Below are 15,906 nucleotides of genomic sequence, written 5' to 3'. Positions count from 1 at the left end.
GTCGTGCGATCGAATAAACGATCTGCTACTGTTAATTACAAATGGCGTATTAAGAACATTAATGACGGGCTGTAATCACCACATAAATATTTAATATAAACAAACTTAGACTGTTTTTGATATTTGCCGGTTCTGATTATTATGATATTTTAAAAACATCCTAAACAACAATACACTCAATCATAACCAAAGGATTAAGCTATGGCGATAATAACAATTTCAAGAGGCTCATACAGCAAAGGAAAAGAAATAGCGGAGAAAGTCGCTTCGTGTCTGGGATATTCCTGTACATCAAGAGATATCATTCTGGAATCTTCAGAAGAGTTCAACATACCTGAAATAAAACTTGTCAGGGCTCTGCACGACTCTCCTTCGGTCCTCAACCGTTTTGTCCACGGCAAGGAACGCTATCTTGCCCATATAAGAAGCGCGCTCCTACAGTCGGCAAGAAAAGATAATCTTGTTTATCACGGTCTTGCCGGACACTATTTTCTGATGAATATTCCCAATGTTTTCAAAATAAGGATTACTGCCGACATTAATACCAGAGTCGCAGAAGAAATGACCCGTGAAAACATTTCAGCAGAAAAAGCTGAATATATTCTCAGAAAGGATGATGAAGAACGCCGCAAATGGGGCTTGCAGATTTACGGAATAGACCCATGGGACAGCAGACTCTATGACATGACCCTGCATATCGGGACATTCAAGGTGGAAGATGCTGTAGAAATAATCTGCGAACAGGTCAAAAAGGGAGCTTTCAAAACAACAGAAAAAGCGCAGAAATGGCTTGATGATCTGGCGCTGGCTGCAACCGTAAAAGTCGCCATTATTGATGTGGCTCCGATGGCTGAAGTTACAGCAGACAGTGGCGTCGTAAGCATCAATTCAACAAGGCTCAACACCAGCGTTTCATGTCGGCTTTACGATCAGATTATGGAAAAAGCCGCTAAAGTAGACGGAGTTTCAGAGGTCAAAATCCTCGGCACGGGGAAGATAGCCCAGAGGGTTGTTAATCCTTTTCACCATATTGAATAACATTACTTTTTGCGGAACTCATGCCATGCTCTGATTTTGGATGAGTTCAATTTTCCCATAGCGGCTTCAAATAAGAATGAAGCCGCTATGAAAGCAAAAAATGCCCAGCAGGCTTCAGGATTATCGTATGCTGAACGCCATAACAAAGTTACAAGTGCTCCAAGGCAGACAATAAACCCGACAAGCATGGGAGTCTTGCGGGCTTTTATTTTTTCCGCAAGGAAAAAACCAGCCAGATTCACTCCTGAAAATATCAGCAGAAACCCGGCACTGGCTATGACTGATATAGCCTGAAGATCGAGAAAATTTGCCATAAGTAATGAAAGCGCACCTACAATCAGAACTCCTGAAGGCTGATTCCAGACTTTGCGTTCCATTATTTCCGGCAGTTCTTTTTCCTTTGCCAGAATAAATCCCAGCCGGGCGTTTCCATAAATAGTGGCATTAATAGCTGAAAATGTAGCCAGCATAGCGGAGACACCCACCAACGAGAATCCGAACTGCCCCAGAGCCGGACGGGCGGCTTCCGCAAGAACGTAATCTTTTGCTGAGGCAATCACATCTTCAGGCACCACACCAACGGTTAATACGGCAACAAGCACGTAGAGGGCGATAACCAGCCCCACTGAAAGATAAAATGCCCTAGGAAGATTTACCGCCGGATTTTTTATATCCTCTGCGGAATTAGCAATCAGTTCGAACCCTTCATAAGCGACAAAAATAACCATCCCAGCGGGAATGATGGATGAGACAGGAGCCCAGTTTGAAACTGCGAGCCTGTCCGGTTCAATAAAAGCAATCCCGGAGGCAATCACTACAGCCAGCAGAACAAGCTTCAAAACAACGATGATTGTTTCCGAACGGCTTATGATCTCCGCCCCGACTAGATTGAGCAGTGACGGCAGGATAATGGCTGCACTTATTAAGGTATGATGGAGAAAAAAAGACTGATGTGAAAAAAATGTTTCAGCATACGAGGCAAAAGCCGTGGCATAAAGGGCGAGCGTGACCAGATAACTGAGCCAGAGAACAAAATTAAAGCCGCCAGTAAGGCTGTCTCTGCCGAAGGCCTGATCAAGAAAAACAACAGTTCCGCCCTGACTCGGGAAGACAACGGACAGTTTTGCGTAGGAGTAGGCTGTCAGCATGGAAATTATTCCGGCGATGATAAATGCCAGAGGTGTTGCGCCGTGAGCCATGGAAACAGCAACGCCTAGAACAGCAAAAATTCCTCCGCCGACCATGCCACCGATTCCTATGGAAACTGCCCCAAGCAGACTTATGGAACCTTCATTTTTTTCACTCAACCTTCAATCTCCTTATAAACAAAAAAGCCCGGCTCAATTGAAACCGGGCTTTTGCATCCTAATTATTTTTCCAGCAATTCTCTGACTTCATCACCTGATTCTGCGGACAAAGCCTTTTCGGCAATTAAACGGCAGTCGGCAAGGGCGGCTTTTCTAACGGCCTCTTTGACAGCCGGCACAGCCGGAGCACTCATGCTGAGTTCATTAAGCCCCAATCCAAGCAGCAACGGTGTAGCCAGACTGTTTCCGGCCAGCTCACCGCACATGCCGACTTCAATACCGGCTTTTTCTGCTGCTGCACAGGTCATTTTAATCATTTTAAGTACAGCAGGATTCAGGCTGTCACCAATTTTGGAGACAGAACTGTTTCCACGGTCAGCAGCCATGACATACTGAGTCAGATCATTGGTTCCGATACTGAAAAAGTCGCATATTGAGCTGAGTTTATCAGCCTCGGCAACGGCTGAAGGAACTTCAATCATAATCCCCGTTTTTACTGTTTCAGGGACAACGACTCCTTCACTTTTAAGTTCACTGTGTACCTCTGCCTGAAAGGATTTAACTTCGGCAAGTTCGGCAACACCGGAGATCATCGGATACATGATCCAGATATTATGTTCAGCAGCAGCCCTGATCAAAGCCCGGAGCTGTGTTTTAAAAAGTTCAGGCCTTGCCATGCAGAAGCGGACCCCCCGCTCACCAAGAAAAGGATTATCCTCAACCGGCATATCAAGATATTTGACAGGTTTATCACCACCAATATCCAGAGTGCGGATAATAATGGGATTACCTTGCATAGCCTGAGCAGCTTCGCAGTAGGCTTTAAACTGTTCTTCTTCATCAGGTGCGGAGTCTCTGTCCTGAAAAAGAAATTCCGTTCTGAAAAGGCCTACACCTTCAGCTCCGTATTCAAGAGCAGCAACGGCATCGGCCTGCTTAGCAATGTTAGCCATGACCGCTATGGGAACACCATCGGAAGTGATGGCTGGAGCTTCGCTTCTCGCCTTGATCTCCGCCCGCTCATCAAGCCACTTATTCATTTTTTCAGTAAAATCATTTTGCAGTGCTGAATCCGGCTCCAGATACACTTTCCCGGAAAAACCATCCACAACAGCAACACCGCCATCAGAAAGCCCGTCTACCACGCTTCCGGTTCCTATCACTGCGGGGATACCGAAAGAACGGGATAAAATAGCTGCGTGCGAAGTTGTTCCACCTATCTCGGTAACTATTCCAAGAACCATTTCAGGATTGAATCCCGCAACATCAGAGGGAGCAAGCTCGTGTGCAAAAATAATTGAGGGTTCATCAGGACCTTGAGCAGCACCACCGTCACCAGTCATAATACGCAGAACCCGGCCTCCGGCATCAATTATATCCGAAGCTCTGGCCTGCATAAGGGCATCATCAAGTTCACGGTAGCTTGCAGCCATTGAATCCATCACCTGAAACCATGCATATTCAGAGTTGATGTGTTCACTTGTGATGAGTTCAACTGCTTTATCACGCATTTCATTGTCTTCAAGCATCAGTTTATGAACACCGAAGATAGCAGCTTCGCCTTTACCTGATTTTTTCTCAGTCTGTTCCTCTAATTCGCTGATTTCAACTACTGCGGAGGAAATTGCCTGATCCAATTTTGCAATTTCCTGCCCGGTTTCACTTATTTCAAAGCGCTCGACCTCTGGCAGCACGGTTCTATATACAAAGACTTTTCCTACGGCGTAACCTTCAGAGGCCGGTATTCCGGCAAGAACTCCATCTTCTAAGCTTTGGGTAACAACAACATCATGGGATGAATTATCAACATCTTCATCACGCTCTCCGAAATTATCATCATACAGCTTCTGTAAGGCCGTCACAGCTTCTTCAGCGTCAGCCCCGCTCACAGTAAATTTAACGGTATCACTATTTTTTACAGCAAGCAGCGCAACCTGATTAAAGCTTTTAGCAGAAACAGTTTTATCACCTTTGCTGATCATAATTATGGATTTGAATTTTCCGGCTGCTGAAGCAAGGTTGGCTGCGGGGCGGGCATGCAGACCAAGTTTGTTGCGGATAATCAGTTCAAGCTCCAGTGATTCACCGGAATCATCCGTATCCTGCACAGAATTTTGCGGCCGGACTTCTTCACCGGTAAGAGGAGCAAGCTGGGCTATCTTCGCATCAAGGGCGGAAACAGCTTCGGAAATGACATCATCAATTGACGATCCTCCGGCAGCAAGGACCGCAGCAGCAAGAGTTCCCTCAACAACAGGAGCAGAACAAAGCCTAACCCTTGCTTTAAGATCATCGGATATGAAATCAAGAGCAGCCTCCGCACTCATCAAGGCACTGCCGAGATCCATAATAACCAGTATAGGATCTTCTGTTCTGGAACCGACAGATTCTATGGCTGTCATCACGCTCATAGGATCAGTTCCGATGGGATTTTCCTCATCATCAATTCCGCCTGCGGCTTCCATAGCGACAGCCCCTCTGGTCATCTGTTCAGCAAGTTCCAGAACGCCTTCCGCAAGCTTGCGGCTATGAGAAACAACAACTAATCCGACCATTCTAAACTCCAGATATATTCAAAAACGCCATGTTCAGAATAATTAAAAAATCTACTGTAAAACGTCTTTCAGGGCCTCAAGCATATAAACTGAGGAAGTTGCACCGGGGTCCTGATGACCGATCGAACGTTCACCAAGATAACTGGCGCGGCCTTTTTTGGCCTGCATGGGAATAGTTCCCTCTAAAGCTTTTTCCCCTACCGGAATCACGGCATCCAGTATTTCGGCAACATCTTTACCTTCATCTGAAAGCTTTTTAATTTCTTCCAGGACAGGAGCCCAGACATCATACATGGTTTTGTCGCCCAGTTCAGCCCTGCCGCGCTGTAAAACACCAGCCACCCCGGTCTCAATAAATTCTTCAAACTCAGCTGAATTCAATTCTTCTTTCCCTGCCAGAGCCATCCCGCCCTTCATCCAGAAAGTGCCATAAAGCAGACCGCTTGCTCCACCTACACTGGACATAAGTGTCATTCCTACCGTTTTAAGAATTGTTCCGCAGTCTTTGTCTTCAACAGACGGCAGCTTATCCATAACTTTACGGAAACCGCGATTTAAGTTGATGCCGTGGTCGGCGTCGCCTATAGCCGCATCAAGCTCGGTAAGATATTCTTTTTTCTCAGCATAAACTTCTGCAAGTTTACTGATCCACGATATAAGCTGTGCTTTGCTTATGGGCATTTACATCCTCCAGAAATATTCAGATATGATTAAAATGTGAGTACTTTCATTTTCCTGCCCGGATTATGAACCCCGAGCCGGTAATGGTCAACTTTCCAAAAAAATAACGCAGGTATGAAGACGGAAACTCCATACCTGCGCTGATTGATTTGGTGAATGAAGCCCGTCCTACCAGGTAAGGCTCGGAGTTTTAACGGGAGCATCCCAGAATTTCAAAATTTCTTCATCAGCTTTGCACAGGGTTATTGAAAATCCCTGCATTTCAAGGGAGGTAATATAAGGTCCGATCAGGTTACGGACAATTTTAATACCTTTCTTTTTGCACACAGCATCAAGCTCCCTGAAAATTATATAAAGCTCAGAGAGAGGTGTTCCACCCATGCTGTTTACAAAAGCAATAACTTCATCACCTTCTGCAAACGGGGCATCGGTTATTTCTTTATCATACCAGTCACTGCCTTCCCATTCGCGAACGGTGCGAGTGTATGCGGGATCGTCAATAATCTGTTCCGCTGCATACTTTGTCAGTTCATCAACGGGTTTGATCGGCATCCTGTGCATTCCCGGTTCACCATGAATTCCAATACCCATTTCAACTTCGTCTTCGGCAAGTTCAAAAGTTGGTTTTCCGGCAGCAGGAACGGTGCATGAAGTAAGGGCGACACCAAATGAACGTCCGTTCTGGTTAACTTTGCGGCAGAGGTCAGAGCATTTTTCGAGGTCATAGCCAGCATCAGCCGCAGCACCGACAATCTTTTCGGCGAGAACTGTGTTGCCGACACCACGCCTTCCGGCTGTGTAGAGGCTGTCTTTAACTGCAACGTCATCATCTATAAGAATGTTCTGAACTTTTATTCCTTCTGCTGCCACCATTTCAGAAGCAGCTTCAAAATTCATAACGTCACCGGTATAGTTCTTTACGATGAAGAGAACCCCTTCACCGCTGTCAACGGCCTTGGCGCATTCGTACATCTGATCAGGAGTCGGAGAAGTAAACACAGCTCCGGGGCATGCACCGTCAAGCATACCTTTTCCGACAAATCCTCCGTGCATAGGCTCGTGGCCGGAACCTCCGCCGGAAACAATGGCTACTTTGCCTTTTACTGGAGCGTCAGATCTGTAAATGAAATCCGGCTCATACCTGACTGTCAGCTCAGGGTGAGCAATCTCCATACCTTCAAGCTGTTCCTTAACCACATCGTCAACGTTGTTGATCAACTTTTTCATTACAAAAAAGACCTCCATGAAAAAATTAATGTACACCAGGCCATCTATCGAAAAATGAAAAAAATGTTTTCATTTTTAAAAAACAGTAGTTCTAATTAACAAAAAAATTTCGTTTCCGAAAGGAATTAACACCCTCTTGATTAATCATAGTGACAGATCAGATATTTCATGATCATGAACGAGGCTAAAAATACACTTCCAGACAGCATTCAAAATTTAAAACAAATTCTGATAGATTTTATTTTTGCATTTTGCGGTTTGCGTATTCGAAAAACCTGCCCTTTTTAATTTCAAAACCTTTATCAAAATATGGTGATGAAATTAAAAACTCGGCCGATGAACGATTGCTGGCCGTAGGGATATTATACAACACAGCTAATCGCAGCAGAGCTTTTACATCAACATCATGAGGCTGCGGCTCCATCGGGTCCCAGAAGAAAAACAGCACGTCGACTTTGCCGTCTGAAATTAAGGCTCCGAGCTGCTGATCACCACCCAGAGGTCCTGATTTCAAACGCAGAACTTTTTTACATTCTTCTCCTTCACAATTATCAGCTGAAAGCAGATTTTCAACCAGTCTTCCTGTCGTTCCGGTCGCGACAAGGTTATGTTTAATAATTGTCTCACGATTGCAATCAATGAAATCAAGAAGCTCATTTTTACAATTGTCATGAGCTACCACTGCGATATTTTTAATTCTATCCATACCAGTCTATCCTCTCTGCCTGAATTAAGCTGTTAAAAAACAGTATCACTATTCATATTCAGGATACCTGAAACCCATGCCAGAGCTGCTTTAAAAAAAATTTAAGCTTCAATTCTCAATATCCCGTATAACGTATTAAAATTATTATTCTCATAAAAAAGATAAACTATAAATATACAAATTTTGTTACCGGATTATCCCAAAAACTAAATCTATCCTACAACCGTCAGACTTATTGGTTTAAGAATAACCTATTCTACTTAAAAAGCATAAAAGTTTTAAATGTTCATAAAAGGACGCCCCCGAAGCAACGAATCGCAACGGGGGCATCTATTGGAGGGAGAACTTATTTTTAATAAATATAATTATAAGTAATCAAAACAAACAATTACTCGGAGATTACACCTGCCGCGACAGCCGGGGAATCCGTAACCAGTCCGGTCACACCCCATTTTACAAGCCTGCGCATATCCTCAGCTTCATTAACCGTATAGGGATTAATGGCAAAACCACAGTCTCGAACAGCTCTTACAATGTCTCTTGTAAGAAATCTGAAACCCGGATGCCATGCATCAGCTTTATTCTTGGCAAGCTCCATAACCGGGTCACCACTGAATTTATGCTCGGTCAAAAGACCAGTTAAAATTTCAGGAGCTATTTCCTTACTCCTTTTCATGTAGGAGTGATTAAACGATGATAGTATGACCCTGTCCTGCATAAGATTTTTCCCGACACAGGAGAGGACTCTTTCGACAATATCATCCTTAAGGTCGGCCGGAACCGGACCGGACAGATCTTTTATTTCAATATTCACCCAGAGTCCCAGTTCGTCCGCCAGTTTCAAAATTTCATCAAGAGTAGGGATACAGACTTCATTTGCCACACTTTCAGGAACTTCCAGCCAAGTTTTATCAGGACTCTTCAAAGGGCAAAGCCTCCGGGGAAAAATCCCGGCAAAAAGTTTCTTCAGCTCTTTCAGCGTGAACAACCACGGTAAAGGCAGACCATGCCCTGCAAATGAAGGATGCACTCCGGCATTAGTAGTGCGCAGAAGGTTAAGATCGTGCAGGACAATCAGTTCTTTGTCACGAGTGGTCTGGACATCTATCTCCCAGCCATCGGCCCCTGCTTCAAATCCTCTGCGCATTGCAAGAAGAGTGTTTTCGGGGGCAAGAGCCCGCGCTCCGCGATGTCCCCAGATCAAAGTTTTTTTATTTACAAGTTTTAATTCTGACAAGAATAGCTCCGGCAAACAAGAGTCGGTAAGGACCTGTTGAGTTCAGTATATTGGTTAATCAATGGTTTAAAATCTGATCCAGAAAAAGTCTGCTCCGCTCTTCTTTAGGAGCAGTAAAGAATTCTTTTACCGGGGAGTATTCAACAACCTGCCCCTTATCCATAAAGACCATGGTATCGGAAACCTCTCTGGCAAAACCCATTTCATGAGTCACGCAGATCATGGTCATACCCTGCTGTGCAAGCTCACGCATAACATCAAGAACTTCTTTAATCATTTCAGGGTCAAGGGCCGATGTCGGCTCGTCAAACAGCATAATTTCAGGCTGCATGGCAAGAGCTCTGGCAATTGCAACCCGCTGCTGCTGACCTCCGGAAAGCTGTCCGGGAAATTTAGCGGCCTGCTCGGCTATCCCGACACGCTTCAGATAGGTCATGGCTATTTCTTCTGCCTTTTTGCGGGGCATATTCCTGACATGCACCGGACCGGAAATCACATTTTCCAGTATGGACAGATGGGGAAACAGATTGAATTGCTGGAAAACCATACCGACTTCACGGCGAATCATTTCTATTTTGCGAACATCGTTGGTCAGGATAGTTCCGTTAACTTCAATTATTCCTTCCTGATGTTCCTCAAGCCGGTTTATAGTTCTGATCAAAGTTGATTTACCTGATCCTGAAGGTCCGCAGACCACGACACATTCACCACGGCGGACTTCAAGATCGATATCTTTTAAAACATGGAACTGGCCGTACCATTTGTTCAATCCGGTAATTTTAATTACCGCAGGGCTGTCAGCAAGATGCGGAGCATCATGGGGATGGGTACCTTGCATTCTGATTTCCTCTATTAATATATTTCAGTCCGCTATTTGTCCGCGGAAGGTATTTTCTTTTCAAGATGGCGGCTGTAGCTGGAAAGAGCGAAGCACAGAATCCAGTAACAGACAGCAACAAAAACATAGGCTTCTTCAAGCTTTCCAAACCATTTCGGATTTGAAGTTGTCGCAAAAGCAACCTGAAGAAGATCAACAAGGCCGACAATGCCGACCAGAGAAGTATCTTTTAATATTCCAATAAAATTATTGACCATGGGTGGAATAACGATACGCAAAGCCTGAGGCAGAATAACTACAATTGTTTTTTTCCAGTAGCTCATGCCCAGAGCATCGGCCGCTTCGTACTGTCCTTTGGCAATACCCTGAAGTCCGCCACGAATATTTTCCGCAAGATAAGCGGAAAAAAACATGGTTATTCCGACCATGGCCCGCAGTACTTTATCCAGCTTGACATCTCCGGGAAGAAAAAGTGGCAGGACCACCGAAGCCATAAACAGGATTGTAATGAGGGGAACTCCTCTGACCAGCTCAATGTAGGCAATACAGAAAGGTCTTGCTACCGGCATATCCGAAGTTCTGCCAAGGGCCAGCAGTACAGCTATGGGAAAAGCCGCAATCATGGCCACAACGGCCAGAATAACAGTGAGCATCAGTCCGCCCCAGTAGTGCGATTCCACAAGCGGAAGTCCGGTAAAAGCTCCCCCGTGAACCAGACCGTAGACAACAAAAGGTGAGGCCGTCCAAAGCACTTTCAGCCAGCGGGTTGCACGGAACTTTCCGACCAGACTGACACAGACAAGAATGATTACCAGAGCAAGAGCTGCCAGCGGACGCCAGCGGTCCTCGGCAGGATAAATTCCGGTCATAAAAACAGGCCACATATCACGGATGAATCCCCACGCGGCTCCGCTGGACTGTTTTGCAACTTCAGGATCAAGCGATACGGAAGCATTGACCACAGCCCAGAGCCAGAACGGCTTAACCAGAAAATATACTATCAAAGCCGTAAGCACTGTAAGTACGGCATTATACCACGGACAAAGCAGGTTGTTTCGCAGCCAGCCCAAAAGACCTACATCAGCAGTCGGTGGGAGCCTGTCCGGAATTTCCTGAAACATAATTACCTCTCCACCAGTCTGACTTTATTATTGTACCAGTTCATACCACATGAAATAAGCAGGGAAATACACAGATAAACGCCCATCCATATTCCGACTATTTCAATCGCCTGACCGGACTGGTTCAAAATTGTTCCACCAACGCTCACAAAATCAGGATAGCCGATCGCAACAGCAAGCGAGCTGTTTTTGGCAATGGCAAGATATTCACTGGTAATTGGAGGGACAATCACTCTCATAGCCTGCGGCAGAATGACCACGCGCATAACCTGTTTTTCATTCATAGCCAGCGCTCTTGCTGCTTCACGCTGCCCCTTGGCGACAGACTGGATACCGGAACGAATAATTTCAGCATTAAAAGCGGAGACATAAACACTCAAACCGACAACTAAAGCTGTAAACTCTGGAGTCAGCCCTGTCCCGCCCTGATAGTTGAACCCCTTGAGGACCGGGAAATCCAGTGCAAACGGGCATCCTGAAACAAGCCAAGCCAAAGCAGGGAGGATGACAATCACAGCCAGCCCCGGAAGAAATACTTTTCCGGGAACACCTTCATCGTTGCGCATACGCCTTGAACGTCTGACAAGGACCAGAACAACCATAATAGCCGCGACAACAGCCACACAGAAAAGCCACGCCCCGGACTGGGGTACAAGTGAAGGAATATAAAGTCCGCGCTTATTGAGTATAAGCCATCCGCCGATATCTATGGATCTACGGACCCCCGGAAGCTGCTGGAGCACAATGAAATACCAGAAGAATAATTGAAGTAGTACCGGGAGGTTGCGGTTAAGCTCAACATACCAGCGGCATAGAGTTCTCAGCAGCCAGTTGGGAGAAAGTCTGCCGAGAGCCACAAGAAGACCTAAAACTGTTGAGGCCACACAGCCGATAACCGTGACCTTGAGGGTGTTTATAAGCGAGGTGACCAAAGCCATGGTGTAGCTGGAAGATTCAGAATATTTTACAATTTCAATATCATTTCTGAACAGATACAAGGTAAGTATCGGCAGCCCGACACAGATGACCATACAGACAGAAAACCACAGAGTGTTCAGCGGTTCAGCTGTTTTCTTTTTCAGATATACGGCTATGAGTCTGCTTATGCCCAGCCCGATAACAAGGCTGAGAATAAACCACAGGACACCACCTGTCGGCAGAGGAATCGAGTTGATCTCCCCTATTCTGAACCCGGCTTCATTTGAGAGAAAGCCGAACCCTGAACTGATTCCACGTTTAGCAAGATTTATCAGAGCGTTTCTATAAGCCGAGACAGCCACATATAAAAACGCCAGCATCATACAGATCTGGAATATCCAGGCTCTACCCTGCGGGCTTCGCCATAAGGGAACTTTAGGAGGTGCTGTTTTTACAGACATGAAAAAAATTACTCCACCAAAGGATGCGGTGTTTTAAAAATTGCAGAATATTCAGTTTACACCGTGATCATGGATTTAAAAAAATAAAATCCGCGCCGGAGATAACCGGCGCGGAATAGCTGTATAATTTTAGCGGAAAGGCGGAGCGTAAATAAGGCCGCCTTTTGTCCACTGTGCATTCAGGCCGCGTTCGAGACGCAGAGGGGTATTAGGACCAAGGTTGCGCTCGAAAATCTCACCATAGTTACCAACTGCTTTAATAATGCGTATGGGAGCTTTTTCATCCAGACCGAGGTCTGTCCAGAGTGAACCGGTCTTTCCAAGCATGCGCTGGACTTCAGGGTCCTTGCTCTCGGCATACATTTTTTCAACATTGGCCTGAGTGATGCCCTTTTCTTCAGCAGACATGGTCAGCCATACTGTCCAGCGGACAATATCTTCCCACTGGTCATCACCCTGACGGACATAAGGTCCGAGAGGTTCTTTGGATATAACTTCGGGCAGAATCACATGTTCGGAAGGATCTTTCATAAGTGAACGCTGAGCAGCAAGACCGGAAATATCTGTAGTATGCACATCACAGCGTCCGGCATCATAAGCTTTACGAACATCAGCCTGCTTATCAAAAACAACAGGTGTAAACTTCATTCCGTTTTTGCGGAAATAATCTGAGATATTAAGTTCAGTGGTAGAACCGGTCTGAAGACAAACTGATGCGCCGTCCAGTTCTTTAGCACTCTTTATTCCCAGAGATTTACGAACCATCATGCCCTGACCGTCGTAAAGAGTGGTGACGGTAAAATCGAGTCCGAGTTTTACGTCACGACTCATGGTCAGAGTTGTGGTCCGGGCCAGAAGATCAACTTCCCCGGACTGCAAAGCGGGAAGACGTTCTTTAGAAGTCAGCGGAACAAATTTAATTTCAGGAACATTTACCGCCGCAGCAACCGCACGCATGAAGTCGACATCAAAACCGACCCTTTTGCCGTTGCTGTCCAGTGATGAAAATCCGGGATTTTCAATGTGGGTTCCACATTTTAGAAAACCATCCTTGCGGACATTTTCCAGAGTGCCGGCGGAAGCGGCGGAAGCCAGCAACAGCATGAGCACCAGACTAACTGAAATTGCACGTAAAAATTTCATAATTTTCTCCAGCCCCCCATTAATCCGCTGCGGCAAAGTCACTGTGGGCTTTTTCAGACACACGTCATAAACGTGTTACCATGCCGCAGGTTGAACGGATAAAACTTTTGCCTAAGTCTCAGACAATCACTCCTGAATAGTATTATAACACATTCACGAACTGATTTCTTCCTTACACAATTGCGTAAGCGTTAGCAATTGGGTTAAACCAGTTTGCAATTTTGAATGTTACAAAGCTGTAATGACATTGTTAAAAATTAGTGCCATACCGACTCAGCCCAAAAATATGAGGGGATTTAATGGAAAAACAGCGATTTTATCAGATTGTACGTCAGCTTATTCTTGATAGGCTTAAATCTGGAGAGCTTAAGCATGGAGACAAACTGCCTTCAGAAAGGGAACTCTGTTCGGAGACGGGAATCAACCGTAATACGGTCCGCCATGCTCTGACCATGTTACAGCGTGAAGGTAAAATTTACCGTCTCGACCGCCGGGGATGGTATGTAACTCCCACACGCCTTATTTATGACCCGGCCCATCATGTTAACTTTGCTAAACTGGCCTCCAAACAGGGGAGAACTGCCCGTTGGACGACCAGAGAGACCGGAAGCCTCACAATTGAGGGAAAAATGGTCGGCTCAAACCAGTTTGAAGGCTTCAAACCGGGAACACCCGTTGATATAATGGAAAATATTTTCTTTCTTGATGGTCAGAAAGTAGCCTACACTCAAAACTACCTTCACGCGAAACGGCTTGAAAATATCATTCCCAAAACCCGTGAAGAAGCAATGACTCAGGTTATTGAAAATGAATACGGGATAAAGCTGGAACAACGCGACCTGATCATAAGACCGCAATTTCACTCCCCTGAAATTTCCAATGAACTGGATGTTCCTCCGGGATCTCCGGGAATGTATATCAGACGCATCAAGACTGACGAAAAGAATATAGTGCTCACTGTGGAACATGAATACTGGAGATTTGATGCCATAGAGCTGCGAGTAAAAAGCTGACAATAAAACCCGCTCAGAAAAATTCTGAACGGGTTTTTTCATTAAAAAAATGCTGAATATTTCTAAATAAGAACTTCGATAAGCCGTGGACCATGTGTTTCAAGAGCTGAGGAAAACTCATCAGCAAAACTCTTCATACTGTCCACACTCACAGCTGAGACCCCCATACCTTCTGCCAGTTTTACCCAGTCCAGTGACGGATTATGCAGGTCAAGCAGTGACAGGGCTTTTTCACCCTTAGATACAGCCTGAACAAGCTTTAATTCCTGATTAAGCACCGAGTAGGATTTATTAGCATAGATAACAGTAACCACATCAAGCTTTTCCCTTGCCTGAGTCCATAATGCCTGTAGGGTGTACATGGCACTACCGTCACCGGCAAGGCAGACAACCTTGCGGTCCGGTGCCGCTACAGCCGCCCCGGTGCTGACCGGAAGGATATCACCTATAGCTCCCCCGGTTGTCGGCAGATAATCGTGGGGTGCAGCTTTTGAAAGATATGAAGTGTAAGGCAGAGTTGAAGTAATACCTTCGTCAGCAACAATAGCATTTTCAGGAAGCAGTGCAGCAACGGCTTTCATTACATTTTCAGCTGTTAACGGAGAGTCCGTTGAATATTCAGCTTCTTCTGCCGGACGGTCTGTCCACGGAGCCGCTCCCAAAACTTCAGCTAGGTCACTTAGTGCGGAGCTGCCGTCTTCATGCGGATGTGAAAGAGTGATAATTTTACATTCCGGTGGAGTAAGCCAGCTTTTCTGATCAGGGTAGGCAAAAAAGGAAACAGGAGGTTCAGCCCCCACCAGTAGCAGCTGTTCAAATTCTCCAAGTCTGCTTAAAATATCTTTACCGCGGTAATGCAGTGGTTCTACCTTGGGCAGTCCCCTGCCGAACCTTGCCCGCGGGGTAAAAGTATCACAAAAAAGAGTACTTCCTGTTTCGTTTGCTATTCTCCCGGCAGCAGTCAGCCCCTTTTCACTGTAAAGAGCCTCTCCACGAATGAGAATCGCTGTTTTCTTTCCACTGCTCAAAGCTTTGGCGACCCCCTCAATGGCAGCAGCAGAAACAGCGGCAGGTTTGGGAATTTCAAGCCGGGGAGCAGGACGCTCAGCCTCCAGCCATGCCGTATCAGCAGGGAGAATCAGTGAGGCGATCTTTCCGGGAGTCTGTCTTGAAGCCTGAACAGCTCGGGCAGCATCAGCCGCAACTGTGCGCGCACTTCTGGGACGGCAGACCCAGTCGGAAATAGAGGAACAAAAACCCTGAACATTTGAGGTGAGCGGAGCATTGTAGCGTTCATGGTAAGTGGCATGATCACCGATAATATTTACCAGCGGTGAGCCTGATTTACGGGCGTTATGGATATTGGCCATACTGTTTGCGAAACCGGGCCAAGGTGCAGCAAAGTACAGGCAGGTTTTCCGGTCATCCGGGCATAACCGTCAGCGGCTCCGGTTGTAACCCCTTCAAAGAGGCAGAGGATAGACCTCATGCCGGGTATGCGGTCCAGAGCACTTACAAAATGCATTTCCGATGTTCCGGGATTTGCAAAACAAACCTCTACTCCATTCTCGACCAGAGTAGCGACAAGTGTTTCAGCGCCATTATAAGATTCAGCCTGCTGTTTATTGTTTTTTTCTTGGGTCACGTTTTTACTCCAGTAA

Annotated in this window: 14 protein-coding genes; 2 read left to right on the top strand and 12 right to left on the bottom strand. The window is 45.8% G+C overall.

Features of this window, described 5'->3' with window-relative positions:
* Nucleotides 1-201: 201 nt before the first annotated feature.
* Nucleotides 202-1,038, top strand: a complete 837-nt coding sequence (locus G496_RS0112800) for a cytidylate kinase-like family protein (RefSeq protein WP_027179623.1) — start codon at nucleotides 202-204, stop codon at nucleotides 1,036-1,038.
* A 2-nt stretch (nucleotides 1,039-1,040) separates the two neighbouring features.
* Here the strand turns inward: G496_RS0112800 and G496_RS19730 are convergent, their stop codons facing one another.
* The 10 genes from G496_RS19730 to G496_RS0112750 form a co-directional block, all read right to left on the bottom strand.
* Nucleotides 1,041-2,345, bottom strand: a complete 1,305-nt coding sequence (locus tag G496_RS19730) for an APC family permease (RefSeq protein WP_051295031.1) — start codon at nucleotides 2,343-2,345, stop codon at nucleotides 1,041-1,043.
* A gap of 62 nt (nucleotides 2,346-2,407) precedes the next feature.
* On the bottom strand, nucleotides 2,408-4,900 hold the full coding sequence (gene ptsP / locus G496_RS0112790) for a phosphoenolpyruvate--protein phosphotransferase (RefSeq protein WP_027179622.1): 2,493 nt from the start codon (nucleotides 4,898-4,900) through the stop codon (nucleotides 2,408-2,410).
* A gap of 51 nt (nucleotides 4,901-4,951) precedes the next feature.
* Nucleotides 4,952-5,581 (bottom strand): dihydroxyacetone kinase subunit DhaL, encoded by a 630-nt coding sequence (gene dhaL / locus G496_RS0112785; protein ID WP_027179621.1) that lies wholly within the window; start codon nucleotides 5,579-5,581, stop codon nucleotides 4,952-4,954.
* Nucleotides 5,582-5,749: 168 nt separating this feature from the next.
* Nucleotides 5,750-6,808, bottom strand: coding sequence for a dihydroxyacetone kinase subunit DhaK (gene dhaK / locus G496_RS0112780; protein ID WP_027179620.1), 1,059 nt, complete (start codon nucleotides 6,806-6,808; stop codon nucleotides 5,750-5,752).
* Between the two features lie 238 nt (nucleotides 6,809-7,046).
* The gene (locus tag G496_RS0112775; protein ID WP_027179619.1) at nucleotides 7,047-7,514 is read right to left on the bottom strand and encodes a methylglyoxal synthase; all 468 of its coding nucleotides are present in this window, start codon (nucleotides 7,512-7,514) and stop codon (nucleotides 7,047-7,049) included.
* Nucleotides 7,515-7,902: 388 nt separating this feature from the next.
* Entirely contained in the window at nucleotides 7,903-8,751 is an 849-nt protein-coding gene (locus G496_RS19725) for a glycerophosphodiester phosphodiesterase (RefSeq protein ID WP_051295030.1), read from the bottom strand.
* A gap of 58 nt (nucleotides 8,752-8,809) precedes the next feature.
* Nucleotides 8,810-9,589, bottom strand: a complete 780-nt coding sequence (locus G496_RS0112765) for an amino acid ABC transporter ATP-binding protein (protein WP_027179618.1) — start codon at nucleotides 9,587-9,589, stop codon at nucleotides 8,810-8,812.
* 32 nt (nucleotides 9,590-9,621) lie between these two features.
* On the bottom strand, nucleotides 9,622-10,710 hold the full coding sequence (locus G496_RS0112760; protein WP_034633233.1) for an amino acid ABC transporter permease: 1,089 nt from the start codon (nucleotides 10,708-10,710) through the stop codon (nucleotides 9,622-9,624).
* A gap of 2 nt (nucleotides 10,711-10,712) precedes the next feature.
* Nucleotides 10,713-12,089 (bottom strand): amino acid ABC transporter permease, encoded by a 1,377-nt coding sequence (locus G496_RS19720; RefSeq protein WP_027179616.1) that lies wholly within the window; start codon nucleotides 12,087-12,089, stop codon nucleotides 10,713-10,715.
* A gap of 129 nt (nucleotides 12,090-12,218) precedes the next feature.
* Nucleotides 12,219-13,232: an amino acid ABC transporter substrate-binding protein gene (locus G496_RS0112750; protein WP_027179615.1), complete on the bottom strand. Its 1,014-nt coding sequence runs from the start codon at nucleotides 13,230-13,232 to the stop codon at nucleotides 12,219-12,221.
* 299 nt (nucleotides 13,233-13,531) lie between these two features.
* Between G496_RS0112750 and G496_RS20645 the strand changes: the two genes are divergently transcribed.
* On the top strand, nucleotides 13,532-14,245 hold the full coding sequence (locus G496_RS20645; protein WP_051295029.1) for a GntR family transcriptional regulator: 714 nt from the start codon (nucleotides 13,532-13,534) through the stop codon (nucleotides 14,243-14,245).
* Nucleotides 14,246-14,307: 62 nt separating this feature from the next.
* Here G496_RS20645 and G496_RS19710 read toward each other — a convergent pair whose 3' ends face one another.
* Both G496_RS19710 and G496_RS21605 read right to left on the bottom strand, forming a co-directional pair.
* Nucleotides 14,308-15,615, bottom strand: coding sequence for an acetolactate synthase large subunit (locus G496_RS19710; RefSeq protein ID WP_342665382.1), 1,308 nt, complete (start codon nucleotides 15,613-15,615; stop codon nucleotides 14,308-14,310).
* Nucleotides 15,570-15,890: a thiamine pyrophosphate-binding protein gene (locus G496_RS21605; RefSeq protein ID WP_342665381.1), complete on the bottom strand. Its 321-nt coding sequence runs from the start codon at nucleotides 15,888-15,890 to the stop codon at nucleotides 15,570-15,572. Before G496_RS21605 ends, G496_RS19710 begins: the two co-directional genes overlap by 46 nt.
* Nucleotides 15,891-15,906 lie beyond the last annotated feature (16 nt).

The organism is Maridesulfovibrio bastinii DSM 16055 (assembly GCF_000429985.1).
GTDB classification, from domain to species: Bacteria; Desulfobacterota; Desulfovibrionia; order Desulfovibrionales; family Desulfovibrionaceae; genus Maridesulfovibrio; species Maridesulfovibrio bastinii.
The sequence above is the reverse complement of the archived record's forward strand: the minus strand, read 5'-3'. Positions and strand labels throughout refer to the sequence as shown.